Consider the following 18,902-nt stretch of genomic DNA (forward strand, 5'->3'; position numbering starts at 1 on the left):
CGCTGTCCCCGCCGGCTGTAAGCCTGGATTAACGCCGACGGCGGCCCCACCCGAAGGAGGGACCGCCGTCGTTGAACTGGACGTTCAGGACCGGTTTCCCGGCCCCGGAAGCCGGGTGGTTAGAAACCGCCCATGCCCCCCATGCCGCCCATGTCGTCGCCGCCGCCCATGGCCGGGGAGTTCTTCTCCGGCTTGTCGGCCACAACGGCCTCGGTGGTGAGGAACAGGCCGGCAATGGACGCCGCGTTCTGCAGGGCAGAGCGGGTGACCTTGACCGGGTCGTTGATGCCGGCAGCCAGCAGGTCGACGTACTCGCCCGTTGCTGCGTTCAGGCCGTGGCCTGCAGGCAGGCCGCGGACCTTGTCGACCACAACGCCAGGCTCGAGGCCGGCGTTGAAGGCGATCTGCTTCAGCGGGGCGTCGATGGCAACGCGGACGATGTTCGCGCCGGTTGCCTCGTCACCTTCGAGCTGCAGGTTGGCGAATGCCTTGGCACCGGCCTGGATGAGGGCGACGCCACCGCCGGCGACGATGCCCTCTTCAACAGCAGCCTTCGCGTTGCGGACAGCGTCCTCAATGCGGTGCTTGCGTTCCTTGAGCTCAACTTCGGTTGCGGCACCGGCCTTGATGACTGCAACGCCGCCGGCCAGCTTGGCCAGGCGCTCCTGCAGCTTCTCGCGGTCGTAATCCGAATCGGAGTTCTCGATCTCGGCGCGGATCTGGGACACGCGGCCGGCGATCTGGTCAGCGTCGCCTGCACCCTCGACGATGGTGGTCTCGTCCTTGGTCACAACAACCTTGCGGGCGCGGCCCAGGAGTTCGAGGCCGGCGGTCTCAAGCTTGAGGCCGACTTCCTCGGAGATGACCTGGCCACCGGTGAGGATGGCGATGTCGGCGAGCTGCGCCTTGCGGCGGTCGCCGAAGCCCGGAGCCTTGACGGCGACGGACTTGAAGGTGCCACGGATCTTGTTGACGATCAGGGTGGCCAGGGCCTCGCCCTCGATGTCTTCGGCAATGATCAGCAGCGGCTTGGAGGACTGCATGACCTTTTCGAGGACAGCAACCAGTTCCTTGACGTTGGAGATCTTGGAGTTGACGATCAGGATGTACGGATCCTCAAGGACCGTTTCCTGGCGCTCGGCGTCGGTGACGAAGTAAGCGGAGATGTAGCCCTTGTCGAAGCGCATGCCTTCGGTGAGCTCCAGCTCGAGGCCGAAGGTGTTCGACTCCTCGACGGTGATGACGCCTTCCTTGCCGACCTTATCCAGGGCCTCGGCAATCAGGGCGCCAATCTCGTTGTCACCGGCAGAGATCGACGCGGTGGCGGCAATCTCTTCCTTGGTTTCGATTTCCTTGGCGGAGGCCAGGAGCTCGCGGGTGACAGCTTCGACAGCCTTCTCGATGCCGCGCTTGAGGGACAGGGGATCAGCGCCGGCCGCGACGTTGCGCAGGCCTTCCTTGACCAGGGCCTGAGCCAGCACGGTAGCGGTGGTGGTTCCGTCGCCAGCGACGTCATCCGTCTTCTTGGCAACTTCCTTGACCAGCTCGGCGCCGATCTTCTCGTAAGGATCGTCCAGCTCGATCTCCTTGGCGATGGAAACACCATCGTTGGTGATCGTGGGGGCGCCCCACTTCTTTTCGAGGACGACGTTGCGTCCACGCGGGCCGAGGGTGACCTTGACGGCGTCGGCGAGGATGTTCAGGCCCCGCTCAAGACCGCGGCGTGCCTCTTCATCAAATGCAATGATCTTGGCCATAACGGCAGTAGTCCTTTCGGGACAGTCGTTAAGAATGAACCTTTGCTGCGGTGCCCGCGACGGACGATCCTTGCCCGGCGGCCTCTGTATGCCGCTGGGTCAGGGATCTCACCCCAGCCAGGTGTTTCTTTCGCTCCAGGACCGGCTGCTGCAACTTCGCGGCCGGGCGAACCGGGCGTCGTTTTAGCAGTCAATACGCAGGAGTGCTAACTCAATAATTAGCACTCCCCCGGGGAGAGTGCAAGCAGTGGGCGTGCCGGAAGGCCGGTATCGGCCAGCTGGCGCCACTCCGGCACGACGCAATACGCTACGGGAGATTAACTCCCGCTGCTGCCGGCAGTTTCGCTGCCGCTCATGGTCGACATGTTGTCCGCCCCATAGGTGTAGACCACATAGTTTGCGGAGCTGACGTCACCGTGGGCATCGAAGCCGATCCGCCCGGATTCCCCGTCGTAGTCGGGGCGCTTGCCGGCCCGGAGAAGGTCGAGGCACTCCTGGTAGTTCTTGCACACCGCGGCGTCGCCGGTGGGTCCGCTGCCGGAGGTCTGGACCTTGCCGCCCGAGACAGCGATCAGGCCGGCCGCAATGGAGGCTCCGGCGTCGTCCTGCGCCGCGGCGGCCGCGACGGCGGCGAGGTTGACGGCGTCGTAGGTCTCCGCGGCGAAGGTCATGTCCTGCAGCTGCGGATCCACGGACACCAGTTCGCCCTGGAAGTGCGCGGAGGCAAAGGTCCCCGGAAGGATCCCGCGCGTACCGTCGAGGGCACTGGAGCCGAGGCCAGAACCGTACTGGTTGACCGCCCCGTCGCTGAGAATGAGCTTCTTCCCGGCAACCCCGGCGTTGTTCAGTTCGGCGATCGCGCCCTGGGCCCCTGCGCGGGCGACCAGCACGACGGCGTCGGGAGCCGCGGCTTTTGCGGCAGCGGCCGCCTGCTGCGCATGGCCCGGGGCGAACGCGGTGACGGCGACGGTCCCGAGGCCGGACTGTTTGGCAGCGGCGGCCACTGCGTTGGACACGTCCTTGCCGTAGCTGCCTTCCTCGTACACGACGGCAATGGTTGCCGCGCCGCTGTCCTTGGCGAGCTTGACCAGGACCGGGGCCTGCGCGATGTCGGCCGCCGAGGTGCGGAAGTAGTAGCCCTTGCTCTCATAACCGCTGAGCCCGCTGGCGGAGTTCGCGGGCGAAATCATGGCGATCCTGGCATTGGCCAGGACATCGATGGCGGCGGGCGCCCGGCTGGAGTCCGTCGGACCGATGACGACGTCGGCTTTGGCCGCAGCCAGCGCCTTTGCCTGCGCTGCGGTGTCCCCGCTGATGGTTGTCGGCAGCAACTCCACCGGCTTGCCCTTGTGACCGCCGGCAGCGTTGATTTCCTTGACCGCAAGTTTCGCGGCGGCCAGCTGGGGGGCGTTGAGGAAATTCTGCGGGCCGGTGTTGTCAAGGATCAGCCCGATCCGCAGGGTGCCGTCACCGCTCGCGTCAGCCTGCTCCACGCGGGCGCCGCCTGTCGGGCCCAGGCATGCGGTGGTGGTCAGCGCGGCTGCTGTTGCCACGGCGGCGGCCCGGCCCAGCCGCAGTGCCACAGCCCGGCGTCGGACAGTGCTGCCGGCGGCCTTTCGGGCGGTGGCTTTTTCGGCAGGGTCCTGCGGGGCGTGCGACGCGGCGGTGAAGGTCACGGGGCGGGCCGGACGCTTTCGGCCTGCGGCCCTTTTTCGCCCTCGCCGACTTCGAGTTCCACGCGCTGGCCCTCGTCCAGGGCACGGTAGCCGTCCCCCGCTATGGCTGACCAGTGCACGAAGACGTCGTCCCCGGAGCCGTCCACGGTGATGAAGCCGTAGCCCTTTTCGGCGTTGAACCATTTGACGGTTCCCAATGCCATGGTGTCCACACTTTCAGTCGGCTGGCGGGCGCCCCACCACAATGTGGGCGGCGGAATGCAAATACTGTACCCACAGCCTCAGGCAGTGGCGCAGAACGGGGACGGGTCCGGCGGCCAATAGTTATTCAGGCGTAACCGGAACGGTTTACTTGAAACCGGGCGCCAGGACGACGACCAGCGGCTGCTGGAATTCGGCCGAGTCCACCACGCTGGGGATGCCGAGGAGCTGGCCGAGGGCCTCGGCATTGCCCTTCTGCGCGGCGCCGCTGTAGAAGATCACGGAGCGCTGCTGGGGCACCCCGCCCCAGTTTCCGAGTGTGCCGAGGGTCCAGCCGGCCGTGGAGACCGTACTGCCCACGCGGTTCGCCAGTCCCGCGGTCGTGGTGCCGTTGAACACTGCTACCGGCTGGGTCTTGTCGATGGCGGCAACCGCCGAGGGGGTAGCGGAGGGCGCAGCAGGCGCGGACGGCGTCTCGCTGGCCGTCTGGCTCGCGGGGGCCTCGCTGGACGCCGTGGGAGCGGGGGACGCGGCGGCGCTGCTGCCGCTCTGCTCAGCCGATACCGCCAGGGTGTCTCCGGCGGAGGTGAAGCCGGGTTTCGGCATGAACAGGAAGGCCACGAGGCCGATGGCCAGGGCTGCGACGCCGACGGCCAGGATGGGAACCAGACGGCGGCGGTGGCGGGATTCGGCAACTGCCCGGTGGACACCCTGGCGTGCGGAGGTCTCCGGGACCCGATCAAATTCATCCCGAGCGTATTTGGTCATGGTGAAACGATGTCCTTGCTGATTTCTGACGAATTGGCCACGCCGGCTTCCGCGCGGGAATCCGCGCATTCGGCTGTGCTTTTACGCGTCTGAGCCCAAGCGGCGAGCAGTCCGCGCACGTTGGCGTGACGTACGTAGTCTACGCAGTCTCTTCACCAACATGGGATCGTGCGCCAGCGCATCCTCGGTGTCGATGAGGGCATTGAGGATCTGGTAGTAGTGCGTGGCGGAGAGGTCGAAGAGCTCGCGGATGGCCTGTTCCTTGGCGCCGGCGTACTTCCACCATTGCCGTTCCAGCGCCAGCATCTGCTGGTCCCGGCTGCTCAGCGGCGACTCGGGCCTGGTCCCGGCGGCAGGCGATTCCGCCGTCGAAAGGTGCTCTTGCGCTTGTTCGGCCATGCCACGCTCCCTGCTTGTTCCGGTACGGCTGGATCCGGTGAAAAGTCTTCCCCCATGCTACGGGCGAATAACAGGGTTGTCATTTGCCACCCTGCGAGAATGGACCCTGTGCCTAACTCCGACTCCCCTGATTCCGATGCCCTTTTCGAGCTGGAGCCGGCGTCGAGCCAGGCCGTCAGCTTCGCGGAGATGGCCGGCCTGCCCTTGAATGAACTCGTGGCCGCCGGCTGGGCCGAGGCGCTGGCCCCGGTCGAGGGGCAGTTGCGGGACGTCCTGGCTTTCCTGGGCCGGGAAGTAGCCGGGGGCCACGATGTCCTGCCGGCGCCGTCGAAAGTTTTGCGGGCGTTCCGGCAGCCCCTGGCGGGCGTCCGGGTCTTGATAGTGGGCCAGGACCCGTATCCGACCCCCGGCCATGCCGTCGGGCTGTCCTTCGCCGTGGACGGCGCCACCCGGCCCATCCCGCGCAGCCTTGCCAATATCTACAAGGAGCTCGACGCCGACCTGGGGCTGCCGCCGCGGATCCACGGTGACCTCAGCGGCTGGGCGGAACAGGGTGTGCTGCTCCTCAACAGGGTCCTCAGCGTCCGGTCAGGGGCAGCCGGATCGCACCGGAACAAGGGTTGGGAAGCCATCACGGCAGCGGCGATCAGCGCCGCGGCCAACCGTGTCGCCGCCGACGGCTCCCGCGCGCCGCTCGTGGCGATCCTCTGGGGCAGGGACGCCGGGACCGTCCGGCCGCTGCTGGGTCCCACACCGGTGATCGCCAGCGCCCACCCGAGTCCGCTCTCAGCCTCACGGGGCTTCTTCGGATCCCGGCCGTTCAGCCACACCAACACCCTGCTTCAGGAACAAGGCGACGGCACTGTGGATTGGGAACTCCCGCCGCTCCCCTAGCCGGCTTCACAGTCAGGGTTCCGCACGGGCTCTTTAGCTAGGCTTAGCCCCATGACCTCAGTCCCCGCTGCCACCTCGGCCACCCGGAATTCCCGCCCGCAGACCAATCTCTCCGTCCTGCGCCGAGAGCAGCTCTCGCCGCACATGGTCCGGATCATTGCCGGCGGTCCGGGTTTCGCCGGCTACGTGAACAACGCCTACGTGGACCGGTACATCAAGATCGTGTTTCCGCAGCCCGGGGTCGAGTACCCGGAACCACTGGACCTCTGGCAGATCCGGGAGACCTTGCCTCGCGATCAGTGGCCGCACACCAGGACCTACACCGTCCGCTGGGTCGACGAGGCGGCCGGGGAAATCGCCATCGATTTCGTGATCCACGGCGACGAAGGCCTCGCGGGTCCGTGGGCGGCGTCCGCCCGGCCCGGCGACGCCCTGGTTTTCACCGGCCCGGGCGGCGGCTACAACCCGGATCCGGCCGCGGACTGGTACCTGTTCGCGGGCGACGAATCCGCCCTGCCGGCCATCGCGGCCTCCATCGAATCGCTTCCGGCGGATGCCCGCGGCCTTGCCTTCCTCGAGGTGGATGGCGACGCCGACATCCAGGACGTTGCCGCGCCGGCCGGCGTCGAGCTGCACTGGCTTATGCGCGGCGGCGTGCCTGCCGGCGCCAGTGACCTGTTGGTCACTGCCGTGCGCGACGCGCGCTGGCCTGACGGCCGGGTGCAGGTCTTTGCGCACGGTGAGCGCGGCTATATGAAAAGCCTGCGGGAGGTGCTCTACGCCCAGCGGGGGCTGGAGCGCTCCCAGGTCTCACTGTCCGGCTACTGGGCGAAGGGCCGCGTGGAGGACGACTTCCAGGCCGAGAAGAAGCTCCCCATCGGACAGGTTTAGCCGGGTACACAGGAGACCTACCGGCGCCGTGCCCGGCGTCGTTCGTTGCTGGCCAGGCTGCGGGTCAGGGGCCGGGCGAGCGTGTCACCGAGCACGATGCCGGCCGCGACCCCCATCACGATGGCGCCGGCATTGAGCATGCCCCCCGCACCCAGCAGGATCTCCGATTCCTCAATCGTCAATACATACATGGACCGGAATATGGTGAGGCCGGGCAACAGGATCAGGGCGGCGGGAACGGCCACCACCAGCTGCGGGGCCCCCATCCGGAGTGCCACCACCCGGGCCAGGAGCCCGATGACGACAGCGGCCAGTGCGGGCGAAAAGCGCACTCCGATACCCAGGGCGTCGCCCCCGATCAGGACCAGATAGCCCACCACGCCGACGGCCGCGGTCGGCAGGAGCAGGGTCCAGCTGGTCTGTTCGGTGATGCCGATCATCAGCACCGCGACGGCGATCAGAATGACCACCACCCATAAGTCATACGCCGGCGGGAATGTTTTGGTGACGTTGATGGGTTCCATCGCCATCATGTCCCCCACCACGAATCCCACGGCGATGCCCGCGACGAGCGCGCCGAAAGTCAGCATCGTGGAGAGGAAGCGGCCGGCGGCTGTGACCGGGAAGCCGTTGATCGCGTCCTGCACCGAGGAAACCAGCCGGCCGGTCGGCAGGAGCAGCAGGATGCCGCCGACCACCACGATCTCGGGGGCGATCTGGAACCCCACCAGGCCGCCGAACCGCCACAGCAGCAGGGCGATGAAGGTGACCAGGAACGAGCAGGACGCCGTGATGAAGAAGTCCGGGGTGCGCCAGCGGCCCAGCTGCCGGGCGAGCAGGCTGACCAGCAGGTTGGACAGGAACGCCACCGCGGATGCACCGGGGCCGCCGCCCAGCACGCCGACAAAGGCGGCGGAGAAGACACCGAACGCCACAGTGACCATCCAGCGCGGGAAGGGCTTGGCGCTGCGGGTGATCTCCTCCAGCCGGCGCACTGCCTCCTCGCGGCCCACCCCGCCGGCCACGATTTCAGTGACCAGCTGGTGCACCTGGGAGAGCCCGGCGTAGTTGTTGGTCCAGGACCGGACTACGCGCAGCAGCGAGATGGGGGTCTGGTCCTTGGGCGCGTAGTTGATGGCCACTGACTGGTTGGTGATGTCCACTTCGATGTGCTTGAGGCCCAGCGCGGCCGTAATGGCGATGATGCTGGTTTCCACTTCGAGGGCGCCGGCACCATACCGGAACATGGACTCGGCCAGGTGCAGCGCGAAGTCGATGGTCTTGCGGGCGGAGGTGTCCACCCCGCCCACCTGGATCATCGGGTTGGCATACGGACTGCCCGCCAGGCGGTCCACGATGCTCATCGGAGCGGTCGGCGGGTTTTCCCCCTGGACCAGACGGCGCAGCATCCGCTTGGCAGCGGCGTTCTGGCGCACCTGCGAGGCAGACATCGGCTCGGTCCTGGGCAATCCGTCGGTGTGCGGCCGTCGGCGGCCGTCGGTTTCCTTGGTCATTCCGGCGTCCTCAAATTTCCGTGGCAGCCGGTTTAGTAAAACTGCTGGCCCGTGCGGCGGGTGTAGAGCTGGCGCGCGACGCGCTCCCCCGCGGCCATCCAGGCCTTGTACTTCAGTGGGCTCAGCACCTGGTCATAGCAGCCGACAAAATCGGTCACGGTCTTGCTGAAGCTGGTCTTGAACAGGCCCAGTCCGTGGAACGGGTTGGACGTGTCCTTAAGCTGGTCGCTGGGGGGCGTGCCGCAGAAATCGTATTCGGTGCAGCCGAGTTCCTTGAACTGGTTGATGGCCGTCCACTGCACCAAATGGGAGTCGCCGTACTGGTTGCGCTTCTGCAGCGAGCCGCCGTCCTTGTACGTTCCCTTCCGGCCGTAGTTGATGACGAAGGCGCCCACCGAGGGTACGCCGTCCTCGTAGACGAACAGCAGCCGTCCCTGGCCGCGCTTGATGAAGTTGGTCCAGAACTGGCGGTAGTACTCATATTCGCGGACCCGGACCTGGGACTTGGCTTCCACGGTGTTGGTCATGAGCGCGTACATGGCACGGAAGTTCTCATCTGTGGGTTCCACGTTGTGGACCGCCACGCCCTCGCGGATGGCACGGCGGACGGCGTTGCGGCCGCGCGAGTGCAGGTTGCGCAGCAGCTGGTTCTCATCCGGGGAGATGTCCAGCAGGGCCGTCGAGTCGTTGGGCTGCAGGTTGTGGGTCTTGACCAGACCAGCACCTTCGATCACGTGCCGGGCTGCCTCAGAGAGCACGATATCCGGCTCGATCTTGATGGCAAAGACCCCCAGCCGGGCACGCTTCACGAACTCGGCGTTGGCTGCGGCTATGCCGGGGATGTCCTCGACAGCGGCCACATCCGGGCCCTTGATCAGGTACCAGAGCTTGCCGAGCAGCGGGAAGGACTTCTCCAGGACAAGGTTGTAGCTCGTGTAGTCGGCGGTCTCGTACACAAGGTGCAGGGGCTTCCAGCCAAAGTGCTGCTTGACCTCGGCAAAGGCCTCCGACTGCAGGAGATTGCCGCCATTGGGGTTCGCAGTGACGTGGGTGTCCCAGTTGGCGATCTCTTCAGCAGAGGCAAAGCGGGCGGTGAATTCACGCAAGGGTGCGGCATCCAATCATTGCGGTACGAGCGTCGGCGGCATGCGGGCATGCAGGTTCAAGTCTATCCGCCCGGGCCCATGCTCCCGCCCGGAACGGACCGGCTACGCTGGAAGCATGCCGCCCGATCAGCAACCAATAACCGCAGGATCCGGAAGCCAGGAACCCGCGACCGGACGGCGCGCGCCGGGCGCCCAGCTGCCGGGACTGCTGGTCTTCCTCGCCGCCTCCGCCCTGGTTGCAGGGCTCGGCGGACTGGCCACGGCCAACAACGTCAACGGCTGGTATGCCACCGCGGACAAAGCGCCATGGTCGCCGCCGAACTGGGTGTTCGGGCCGGTCTGGACCATCCTCTACATCGCGATGGCCGTGGCCGCCTGGCTGGTCTGGCGCCGGCGGCCCGACGGGACCAGGCCCGCCCTCACCGCCTACGCCGCGCAGCTTGCGCTCAACCTGCTCTGGACCCCGGTCTTCTTCGGCCTGTACCCCGCACTCGGCACGTCGGCCCTGTGGATCGCCTTCGGCATCATCGTGGCGCTGGCGGTGGCCGTGGCCGTCACGGTGCTCTACTTCGGACCGATCAGCCGGATGGCCGGGCTGCTGATGCTGCCTTACCTGACCTGGATCGTCTTCGCCGCATCATTGAACCTCTGGGCCGCGCTGAACAACTGACTCAGCACTCCACGACGTTCACGGCGAGGCCGCCCATGGCGGTCTCCTTGTATTTGGAACTCATGTCCTTGCCGGTTTCCCGCATGGTCACGATGACCTCGTCGAGGGACACCCGGTGCGTCCCGTCGCCCCAGAGCGCCATCTTGGCGGCGTTGATGGCCTTCGCGGCGGCGATTGCGTTGCGTTCGATGCAGGGGATCTGGACAAGCCCCCCGATGGGGTCGCAGGTCAGGCCGAGGTTGTGTTCCATCGCAATTTCCGCGGCGTTTTCGACCTGCTGCGGCGTGCCGCCCATAACTTCGGCCAGTCCGGCGGCCGCCATCGACGACGCCGAGCCCACCTCGCCCTGGCAGCCGACCTCGGCGCCGGAGATCGAGGCCTGTTCCTTGTACAGCACCCCGATCGCGGCGGCGGTGAGCAGGAACTTCACGATTGTCTCGTCGCGGTCGGCTTGGGTGGCCTTGTCCATGCCCGGGGCGAAGTGCAGCGCGTAGTAAAGCACCGCGGGGATGATGCCGGCGGCGCCGTTGGTGGGGGCGGTGACGACGCGGCCGCCCGAGGCGTTCTCCTCGTTCACGGCGAGCGCGATCAGGTTGACCCATTCCTGCCAGTACTTCGGGTCCCGGTAGTCGGGGTCCTGGCCGCGGGTTTCCTTCATGAGGCGTTCGTGCCAGTCGGGCGCACGTCGGCGCACCTTGAGGCCGCCGGGCAGGAGCCCGACACGTTTGAGGCTGACCTCGACGCAGCCTTCCATCACGGAGTAGATGTGCAGGAGTCCTTCGCGGATCTCCGCCTCGGTCCGGGAGGCGCGCTCGTTGACGAACATGATCTCGCCGATCGAGAGGCCCTTGGACTGGCAGCGGCCCAGCAGTTCCGCGGCGGTGCGGAAGGGCAGGGGCAGTTCCTTCTTGGATTCGTCGAGTTCCTTCAGCGCGGCGTCCTCCTCGCCCTCGCGGACGATGAAGCCGCCGCCGACGGAGAAGAAGGTGGCGCTGTGCAGGACTTCACCGTCGGCGGCGGAGACGGTGAACGTCATGCCGTTGGTGTGCCGCGGGAGGATGGTCAGGGGGCGCAGGACCATGTCCTTCACGCCGTAGGGCAGCGCCACGCCGGTTCCTTCGCCGGCAAGCTGCAGGGTGCCGGTCTCGGCGATCGTGGCGAGCCGTTCCTCCACTTCCTCGGGAAGGATCAGCTCGGGGTGGAAGCCCTCGAGGCCGAGCAGGATGGCGGTCATGGTGCCGTGGCCGTGCCCGGTGGCGGCGAGCGAGCCGTAGAGGTCAACGCGCAGCCCGGTCACCCGGTCCAGCACACCGGAGGTCTTGAGTTCTTCGGCAAACACTGCCGCAGCCCGCATCGGGCCCACGGTGTGTGAACTCGAGGGCCCTATTCCGATGGAAAAAAGGTCAAAGACTCCAACGGCCATGGTCGGTTCCTAACTGGCTCAAACTGTGTCCCGGCAGATGGTCCTGCCGGATGGCGGTGCGGCCGCCGGTTGGCTGCTGTTCCGCCGGATGCACGACGCCGGGCGGCAGCTTGTGGCGGCGGCCCGGCGTCGTGATCTGTACTGCTTCTACTACCTGTATTACGGGCTCTACGCGAGGTTGGCAACCGAGGGGTAGAGCGGGTGAGCGGCGGCGAGTGCCTGCACCCGGTGGCGCAGGCCGCTCAGGTCCGCGCCGGCGTCGGCGATCAGCGCCTCCGCGATGATATCCGCAACCTCGGCGAATGCCGCCTCGCCGAACCCGCGGGTGGCCAGCGCCGGCGTGCCGATGCGCAGACCCGAGGTAACCATCGGCGGCCGCGGGTCGAAGGGGACGGCGTTGCGGTTGACGGTGATGTCGATTTCCGCAAGCCTGTCCTCGGCCTCCTGGCCGTTGAGCTCGCAGTTGCGCAGATCCACCAGGACCAGGTGCACGTCGGTGCCGCCGGAGATCACGTTGATGCCCTTGGCGGTGACGTCCGGCTGGACCAGGCGCTCGGCCAGGATCCGGGCGCCGGCCAGGACACGCTCCTGGCGTTCCTTGAACTCGGGGGACGCGGCGATCTTGAAGGCCACGGCCTTGCCGGCGATGACGTGCTCCAGTGGGCCGCCCTGCTGTCCGGGGAACACGGCCGAGTTGATCTTCTTGGCGATGTCGGCGTCGTTGGAGAGGATGATGCCGCCGCGCGGACCCGCCAGGGTCTTGTGCGTGGTGGACGTGGTGACGTGCGCGTGCGGCACCGGCGACGGGTGCAGCCCGGCGGCCACGAGCCCGGCGAAGTGGGCCATGTCCACCATGAGGTAGGCGCCCACGGAGTCGGCGATCCGGCGGAACTCGGCGAAGTCGAGCTGCCGGGCGTATGCGGACCAGCCGGCGACGATGAGCTGCGGCTTGTGCTCCTGGGCCAGGCGTTCGACCTCGGCCATGTCGATCCGGTGGTCGTCCTCGCGGACCTGGTACGGGATGACGTTGTACAGGCGGCCGGAGAAGTTGATCTTCATGCCGTGCGTGAGGTGCCCGCCGTGCGCCAGGTTCAGGCCCATGATGGTGTCGCCCGGGCGGATCAGCGCGTGCATGACGGAGGCGTTGGCCTGCGCGCCGGAGTGCGGCTGGACGTTGGCGTATTCGGCGCCGAACAGGCCCTTGACCCGGTCGATCGCGAGCTGCTCGATAACGTCCACGTGCTCGCAGCCGCCGTAGTAGCGCTTGCCCGGGTAGCCTTCGGCGTATTTGTTGGTCAGCACGGACCCCTGGGCCTGCATGACGGCCCTGGCGGTGTGGTTCTCCGAGGCGATCATTTCCAGGCCGTCGCGCTGGCGGGTCAGCTCGGCGTCGATCCGGGCAGCGATCTCCGGGTCCAGCGCGGACAGGTCCGCGTCCAGGCTCGCAGAGACGACCTGCTCAAACACGGTCTCGGTGCCGGTCGCTGCGCCGCTCACAGTTCGCCGCCATTCTTGGACGCGTAGTCCTGCGCGGAGAGCAGCGGGCCATCGGATTCAGCGGCGACCCTGAAGAGCCAGCCGGCGCCGTAGGGGTCGCTGTTGATCAGCGCGGGGTCGTCGACGACGGCGGGGTTGATTTCGGTGACCTCGCCGGTGACGGGGGCGTACAGGTCCGAGACGGACTTGGTCGACTCGACCTCGCCGCAGGTCTCCCCCGCGGTCACCGCGGAGCCGACCTCGGGCAGGTCCACATAGACGATGTCGCCGAGGGCGTCGGTGGCGATGGCGGAGATGCCGATGGACACAACGTTCCCGGCCTCCCGGGCAACCCACTCGTGCTCGTCGGAGTACTGCAGTTCAGGGGCAACTCTTGCCATGTGTTTTTCCTAAGTCTTGGAGTGGTCGTTGGTGCTAAATCTATTGTGGCTTGGTTACGTGGCGGGTTTTGGCCGGGTTACGCGGCCACCGTGACCGGATTACGCGGCGGGGTTCGCCATCCTCCGCGTGCTCGGTCGCGAAGGCGCCCGCTGGGCGGACGCGACGCTCCCTTAGACGCACGCTTCCGGATGCCGCGCCCCCACCGTTAGAAGCCAGTTCAGTTTTCGGGGCCAACGGTTCTCCGGAAAGGAACCGTGGCCGTCGAAATCTTCTAGAGCCGAGCCCCGGTAGGCGGTTCATCCTCCAGCACCTTTGGCTTTCGAAGGCGCCCGGTTCCGTTGGTCCTGTTGTGGTTTTTTGTCCTAAAGGTGAGTTGAACCTCGGGTGAGCTGCCGGGCCCTTCGGGCCCGGCATCCGGCAGCATGCGCTAAGGGAGCGTCACGTCCGCCCGGCGGGCGTCTTCGCGACCGAGCATGCAGAGGATGTCGGGTCCGACGGGCCAACGCAACCCGGGGCCGGGTACCGCTGAGGTACCCGGGAACCGCGAACAGCCGGGCTACTTTTGGCGCTTGTAGAAAGGCAGTGCGACAACTTCGAAGGGTTCCGTTTTGCCGCGCAGGTCGATGTCCAGGGCCGTGCCGGGTTCGGTGAACTCGACGTCGACGTAGGCCATGGCGACCGGGTAGCCCAGGGTGGGGCTGGGCTGGCCGGAAGTGACTTCGCCGACCGTGGTGCCATCCTTCAGCACCGGGTAGTGGCCGCGGCCGGCCCGGCGGCCGAGGCCTTTGAGCCCGACCAGCTTGCGGCCCGTGGTGGCGCCGGCGCCGGCTTCCTTCTCGGCGGCCAGGGCGGCCTTGCCGACGAAGTCGCCTTCCTTGGAGAGCGCCACGACCGGGCCCAGCCCGGCGGCGAACGGGTCGCCGTCGAGGGAGAGCTCATTGCCGTAGAGCGGCATGCCGGCCTCGAGCCGGAGCGAATCGCGGGACGCGAGACCGGCGGGCGTCAGCTCGCCTTCCTCGGCGATGGCGATGAGCGCCTGCCAGAGGGCGGCGGCGTCGCCGTTGGACACGAAGATCTCGAAGCCGTCCTCACCGGTGTAGCCGGTGCGGGCGAGGAGGAGTTCCTTGCTCGTGCCGCCGACCATGAACGGGACGTCGACGGCGGCGTAGTACTTCAGTCCGGTGACGAGCTCGTGCTGGGCGGCAGGGACCAGGCGGAGCAGGATGGCTTCTGCCTTGGGGCCCTGGACCGCGATCAGCGAGGTCTCGGCGGAAGCGTCCTGGACAGTGACATCAAATTCTGCCGCCCGGTCCGCCAGGGCCGCGGCTACAACCTTGGCGTTGCCCGCGTTGGGGACCACGAGAAACTTCTGGTCGCCGCGCCGGTAGGTGATGAGGTCGTCGATGATGCCGCCGTCCTCGTTGCAGATCAGCGAGTATTTGGCCTTGCCGACCGCCACCGCGGAGATCTTGCCGACCAGGGCGAAGTCCAGGAAGGCGGCGGCATCGGGGCCGGTGACCCAGACTTCACCCATGTGGGAGAGGTCGTAGAGGCCCGCGGACGTGCGGACGGCGTGGTGCTCGGCAAGTTCGGAACTGTACTTCAGCGGCATCTGCCAGCCGCCGAAGTCCGTGAAGGAGGCGCCGAGCTTCTTGTGCTCTTCGTACAGGGCCGTGTAGTTCTCAGTCATCGTTGGCTGTCCCTAGTTTTTGGAGTCGGAGTTGGCGGAGTCGTCGGAATGGACTGCTGTGTCTTCTTCGAAGGCCTCGAGGGGAGGGCAGGAGCAGATCAGGTTGCGGTCCCCGGCGGCGCCGTCGATCCGGCCGACCGGCGGGAAGTACTTGTCCTGCTTGAGCGTGTGGACCGGGAAGACGGCCTGTTCGCGCGGGTAGCCGCGCTCCCAGTCGGTGCTGATGACGGCGGCGGCGGTGTGCGGGGCGTTGCGCAGCGGGCTGTGCTCCACGGTGAAGTCGCCGTGCGCCACCTGGTCGATCTCGGCGCGGATCGAGATCATGGCCGTGATGAACCGGTCGATTTCGCCGAGGTCCTCGGATTCGGTGGGCTCGACCATCAGGGTGCCGGCCACCGGGAATGCGAGGGTGGGGGCGTGGAAGCCGTAGTCGATGAGGCGCTTGGCGACGTCCTCCGCGGTCACGCCGGTCTTGGCCGTGAGTTCGCGCAGGTCCAGGATGCACTCGTGGGCCACGAGGCCGCCTTCGCCGGTGTAAAGCACCGGGAAGAAGTCGTTCAGTCGGGCCGCGATGTAGTTCGCTGCGAGCAGGGCCGACTTGGTGGCCTCGGTGAGTCCCTGGCCGCCCATGAGCTTCACGTACGCCCAGGAGATCGGCAGCACACCGGCCGAACCGTAGCGGGAGGCGGAGATCGGAGTGCCGTCGGCACCGTCGGCAGGATTGGCGGCGTTGCCGGGCATAAAGGGTGCCAGGTGGGCCTTGGCAGCGACCGGGCCGACGCCGGGCCCGCCACCTCCGTGCGGGATGCAGAAGGTCTTGTGCAGGTTCAGGTGCGAGACGTCGCCGCCGAACATGCCGGGCTGGGCCAGCCCGACGAGGGCGTTGAGGTTGGCGCCGTCGATGTAGACCTGGCCGCCGGCGGCGTGGACCGCGTCACAGACCTCGCGGACGTCGGCGTCGAACACCCCGTGGGTGGACGGGTAGGTGATCATGATCGCGGACAGCGCGTCCTTGTGCAGTTCGATCTTGGCCTGCAGGTCGGCGTGGTCGATCGTGCCGTCGGTGGCGGTGGCCACGACGACGACCTTCATGCCGGCGAGCACGGCCGAGGCGGCGTTGGTGCCGTGGGCGGAAGCGGGGATGAGGCAGATGTTGCGCTGGGCCTGGCCGCGGGAGTGGTGGTAGCCGCGGATGGCCAGCAGGCCGGCCAGTTCGCCCTGGGAGCCTGCGTTCGGCTGGATGGAGACCTGGTCGTAACCGGTGATCTCGGTCAGCTGGGCTTCGAGGTCCTCGATCAGTTGGCGCCAGCCGGCGGTCTGGGATTCGGGGGCGAAGGGGTGGATGGAGGCAAACTCCGGCCAGGAGATGGCCTCCATTTCGGCTGTGGCGTTCAGCTTCATGGTGCAGGAACCCAGCGGGATCATGGTGCGGTCCAGGGCGAGGTCGCGGTCCGAGAGGCGGCGGATATAGCGCAGCAGCTGCGTCTCGGAGCGGTGGGTGTTGAAGACCGGGTGCTGGAGGTAGTCGGAGGTGCGCTCGACGGCGGAGTCCAGGCCGAACCCGGAATCACCGGTTGATTCTGCGTCTGCGACGCTGGCACCGAAGGCGTCGACGACGTCGGCGACGATGGCCGCCGTCGTCGCTTCATCGGTGGAAATGCCGACCGTGTCGGCATCGATGGCGCGCAGGTTGATGCCCTTGGCCTCGGCGGCGGCGATGATCTGCGCGGACTTGCCCGGCACCGAGACGGTGACGGTGTCGAAGAAACTGGTGTGCAGCACGTCCAGGCCCGCGGCCTTGAGCGAGGCGGCGATGGTCCGGGCGTGGCCGTGGGTGGTCTCAGCGATGGCCTTCAGGCCGTCGGGGCCGTGGTAGACGGCGTAGAAGGAGGACACGATCGCCAGCAGGGCCTGCGCGGTGCAGATGTTGGACGTCGCCTTCTCGCGGCGGATGTGCTGCTCGCGGGTCTGCAGGGCCAGCCGGTAGGCCGGGACGCCGGCGTTGTCCTTGGAGACGCCGACGAGCCGGCCGGGCATGGACCGTTCAAGGCCCTTCTGGACGGCCATGTACGCGGCGTGCGGGCCGCCGAAGAACAGCGGGACGCCGAAGCGCTGGGCGGAGCCGACGGCGATGTCGGCGCCCTGCTCGCCCGGGGAAGTGATCAGGGTCAGGGAGAGCAGGTCCGCGGCGACCGTGACGAGGGCGCCGCGTTCCTTGGCCTCGGCGATCACGGCAGCGTGGTCGAACACTCGGCCGGAGACACCGGGCTGCTGCAGGACGACACCGTTGATGATGCCCCCAGGCAGTCCCTCGGAGAGGTCGGCGACCTCTACCTCGAAGCCGAGGGCCTCCGCGCGGCCCTTGACGATCGCGATGGTCTGCGGGAGGCAGTCGGCGTCGAGGACAGTCTTGCCGTCGTGGGCCGTTTTGTTCTTGTTGGCGCGGCGCATCATCAGCACGGCCTCGGCCACGGCGGTAGCTTCGTCCAGCAGCGAGGCGTTCGCGATCGGGAGCCCGACGAGGTCCTGGACCATCGTCTGGAAGTTCAGCAGCGCCTCGAGCCGGCCCTGGGAGATTTCCGGCTGGTACGGCGTGTAGGCCGTGTACCAGGCCGGGGCCTCGAGGATGTTGCGGCGGATCACCGGAGGGGTGAGGGTGTCGTAGTAGCCCTGGCCGATCATCTGGACGGCCGTCTTGTTCTTCGCAGCGAGCTTGCGCAGTTCGGCGAGGACTTCGACCTCGCTGAGGGCTTCGGTGAGCCCCAGCAGGGAGTCCTGCCGGATGTCCTTCGGGACGGCGGTGTCCACGAGCGCATCGACGGTGTCGTAGCCGACAGCCTTCAACATGGCGTCGACGTCGGCCTGGCGGCGGGCGCCGATATGCCGGTCAACGAAGGACGTGGAGGCTGAGGTAACAGTCACAAGGAACTCCATAACTAAGGCGGCGCAGGGTACGCCGCATTGATTCGGGTTCCTCCCCGCTCTGTATTGGACCTGAGAGTTTCCGCGCAGCCGTGCTCTCGCATGGCTCCGCTTGCACCGTCGGTGAGCACAGCATGTCGATTAGACAGCGTGCTACTTTCCAGAGTTGCCTTGCCGCGGCGGTACATGGGCCTGAGAGATTCCTGGGGAGGGTTTGCTCCTACGGCGCCTGCTTGTACCTACTTGCAGAACTCTCCCGCCGCAGATCAAAGGCATATTCAATTGCTCGTGACCGCAGTCACAGCTCCCATTGTCCTACGCCGGGCCAGCGTCCGCAAACCAGCGACCGGGCGTCCGCGAGAGTTACGCGCAGGGACCGCCGGCGGCCCACGAAAGACGCTCCCGCACCTCCGGCGCAAAAAAGGGGAAACGCTCCCGCACCTCCGGGGAGGATTGCCAAACGCTCCCGCAAGGGTGCTGCGGGAGCGTCTCGTGCTCAGCCGCCAGACATGCGGGAGCGTTGTGTGCCGAACCAGCTCAGCCGCGGAGCCGCTCGAGGGCGGTGAGCAGGCTTTCGATGTCGGGGCCGACCTCCGGGAGCGGCCCGCCCGGGCCGCGCGCCAACATCGCGTTGAAGTACAGCCCGTCCCCCATGTACAGGACGGGCTTGGCCATGGCGGGGCCGACGTCGGCGGCCAGCAGTTCCAGCCAGCTTGCCTGGACGGAGGCCATGCGGCGCAGGGTTTCCTCGTGGGCCACTTCCGCCAGCCGGGTGGCGGCGACGAAGACCCGGTCCAGCGGCGTGTCCGCCCAGACAGAGGACTTGATGAAGAACGCAGCGGCGCCCTCCGGCGCAGCGGCCATGGCGGCGAGGTCCTCGGCGAGCAGCCGGTCCAGCCGTTCCAGCAGGACGGAGATCATCGCTTCCTTGTTGGGGAAGTGGTACAGCAGCCCGCCTTTGGACACGCCGGCCAGCCGGGCGACGGCATCGAGTGTCGCAGCGCGCTCGCCCTCTTCAATCAGGAGGGATTCGAACGCATCGAGGACGGCTTCGCGGGCGACGGGTTTTCTGGCCATGGTTCCTATCATGCCCCGCGGAGGGGGCTGTCGCTC

Annotated in this window: 17 protein-coding genes and 2 riboswitches; of the genes, 4 read left to right on the plus strand and 13 right to left on the minus strand. The window is 67.3% G+C overall.

The window, feature by feature from the left end:
• Positions 1-119: 119 nt before the first annotated feature.
• The 5 genes from groL to GXK59_RS13975 all read right to left on the minus strand — a co-directional run bounded on the left by groL (position 120) and on the right by GXK59_RS13975 (position 4,801).
• Positions 120-1,757 carry a chaperonin GroEL gene (gene groL / locus GXK59_RS13955; RefSeq protein ID WP_160667642.1) on the minus strand — a complete coding sequence of 546 codons (1,638 nt, stop codon included), beginning with the start codon at positions 1,755-1,757 and terminating at the stop codon, positions 120-122.
• A 317-nt stretch (positions 1,758-2,074) separates the two neighbouring features.
• Positions 2,075-3,334 (minus strand): ABC transporter substrate-binding protein, encoded by a 1,260-nt coding sequence (locus GXK59_RS13960; RefSeq protein ID WP_160669184.1) that lies wholly within the window; start codon positions 3,332-3,334, stop codon positions 2,075-2,077.
• A gap of 95 nt (positions 3,335-3,429) precedes the next feature.
• A complete protein-coding gene (locus GXK59_RS13965; RefSeq protein WP_160667644.1) occupies positions 3,430-3,636 on the minus strand; it encodes a cold-shock protein in 207 nt (68 codons plus the stop codon).
• A gap of 145 nt (positions 3,637-3,781) precedes the next feature.
• Positions 3,782-4,402 (minus strand): LytR C-terminal domain-containing protein, encoded by a 621-nt coding sequence (locus GXK59_RS13970; RefSeq protein ID WP_160667645.1) that lies wholly within the window; start codon positions 4,400-4,402, stop codon positions 3,782-3,784.
• An 81-nt stretch (positions 4,403-4,483) separates the two neighbouring features.
• Positions 4,484-4,801 (minus strand): DUF3263 domain-containing protein, encoded by a 318-nt coding sequence (locus GXK59_RS13975; protein WP_160667647.1) that lies wholly within the window; start codon positions 4,799-4,801, stop codon positions 4,484-4,486.
• A 189-nt stretch (positions 4,802-4,990) separates the two neighbouring features.
• On the opposite strand from GXK59_RS13975, the gene GXK59_RS13980 reads away from it, so the two are divergent.
• Together GXK59_RS13980 and GXK59_RS13985 are read left to right on the plus strand one after the other, a co-directional pair.
• Positions 4,991-5,695: a uracil-DNA glycosylase gene (locus tag GXK59_RS13980; protein WP_443094318.1), complete on the plus strand. Its 705-nt coding sequence runs from the start codon at positions 4,991-4,993 to the stop codon at positions 5,693-5,695.
• A 51-nt stretch (positions 5,696-5,746) separates the two neighbouring features.
• Positions 5,747-6,586 carry a siderophore-interacting protein gene (locus GXK59_RS13985; RefSeq protein ID WP_160667651.1) on the plus strand — a complete coding sequence of 280 codons (840 nt, stop codon included), beginning with the start codon at positions 5,747-5,749 and terminating at the stop codon, positions 6,584-6,586.
• 17 nt (positions 6,587-6,603) lie between these two features.
• Here GXK59_RS13985 and GXK59_RS13990 read toward each other — a convergent pair whose 3' ends face one another.
• Both GXK59_RS13990 and GXK59_RS13995 read right to left on the minus strand, forming a co-directional pair.
• On the minus strand, positions 6,604-8,100 hold the full coding sequence (locus GXK59_RS13990; RefSeq protein ID WP_160667653.1) for a threonine/serine ThrE exporter family protein: 1,497 nt from the start codon (positions 8,098-8,100) through the stop codon (positions 6,604-6,606).
• A 32-nt stretch (positions 8,101-8,132) separates the two neighbouring features.
• The gene (locus tag GXK59_RS13995) at positions 8,133-9,206 is read right to left on the minus strand and encodes a lipid II:glycine glycyltransferase FemX (RefSeq protein ID WP_160667655.1); all 1,074 of its coding nucleotides are present in this window, start codon (positions 9,204-9,206) and stop codon (positions 8,133-8,135) included.
• Between the two features lie 115 nt (positions 9,207-9,321).
• Between GXK59_RS13995 and GXK59_RS14000 the strand changes: the two genes are divergently transcribed.
• Entirely contained in the window at positions 9,322-9,876 is a 555-nt protein-coding gene (locus tag GXK59_RS14000; protein WP_160667657.1) for a TspO/MBR family protein, read from the plus strand.
• 1 nt (position 9,877) lies between these two features.
• Here GXK59_RS14000 and GXK59_RS14005 read toward each other — a convergent pair whose 3' ends face one another.
• On the minus strand, positions 9,878-11,299 hold the full coding sequence (locus GXK59_RS14005; protein WP_160667659.1) for an L-serine ammonia-lyase: 1,422 nt from the start codon (positions 11,297-11,299) through the stop codon (positions 9,878-9,880).
• A gap of 25 nt (positions 11,300-11,324) precedes the next feature.
• Between GXK59_RS14005 and GXK59_RS14010 the strand changes: the two genes are divergently transcribed.
• Positions 11,325-11,495: a hypothetical protein gene (locus tag GXK59_RS14010; RefSeq protein WP_157835684.1), complete on the plus strand. Its 171-nt coding sequence runs from the start codon at positions 11,325-11,327 to the stop codon at positions 11,493-11,495.
• Here GXK59_RS14010 and glyA read toward each other — a convergent pair.
• The 5 genes from glyA to GXK59_RS14035 form a co-directional block, all read right to left on the minus strand.
• On the minus strand, positions 11,468-12,796 hold the full coding sequence (gene glyA / locus GXK59_RS14015; protein ID WP_272927722.1) for a serine hydroxymethyltransferase: 1,329 nt from the start codon (positions 12,794-12,796) through the stop codon (positions 11,468-11,470). The two genes, GXK59_RS14010 and glyA, sit on opposite strands and share 28 nt — an antisense overlap.
• Positions 12,793-13,176 carry a glycine cleavage system protein GcvH gene (gcvH, locus tag GXK59_RS14020; RefSeq protein WP_160667661.1) on the minus strand — a complete coding sequence of 128 codons (384 nt, stop codon included), beginning with the start codon at positions 13,174-13,176 and terminating at the stop codon, positions 12,793-12,795. The genes glyA and gcvH overlap by 4 nt, the downstream gene beginning before the upstream one ends.
• A gap of 557 nt (positions 13,177-13,733) precedes the next feature.
• A complete protein-coding gene (gcvT, locus tag GXK59_RS14025) occupies positions 13,734-14,867 on the minus strand; it encodes a glycine cleavage system aminomethyltransferase GcvT (protein WP_160667678.1) in 1,134 nt (377 codons plus the stop codon).
• A gap of 12 nt (positions 14,868-14,879) precedes the next feature.
• Positions 14,880-17,801 (minus strand): aminomethyl-transferring glycine dehydrogenase, encoded by a 2,922-nt coding sequence (gcvP, locus tag GXK59_RS14030; protein WP_443094288.1) that lies wholly within the window; start codon positions 17,799-17,801, stop codon positions 14,880-14,882.
• A 39-nt stretch (positions 17,802-17,840) separates the two neighbouring features.
• A riboswitch (glycine riboswitch) is annotated at positions 17,841-17,958 on the minus strand.
• Between the two features lies 1 nt (position 17,959).
• Positions 17,960-18,058, minus strand: a riboswitch (glycine riboswitch).
• A 268-nt stretch (positions 18,059-18,326) separates the two neighbouring features.
• Positions 18,327-18,866 carry a TetR/AcrR family transcriptional regulator gene (locus GXK59_RS14035; protein WP_160667682.1) on the minus strand — a complete coding sequence of 180 codons (540 nt, stop codon included), beginning with the start codon at positions 18,864-18,866 and terminating at the stop codon, positions 18,327-18,329.
• Between the last annotated feature and the right edge of the window lie 36 nt (positions 18,867-18,902).

This window comes from Pseudarthrobacter sp. ATCC 49987 (genome assembly GCF_009928425.1).
Classification (GTDB): Bacteria; Actinomycetota; Actinomycetes; order Actinomycetales; family Micrococcaceae; genus Arthrobacter.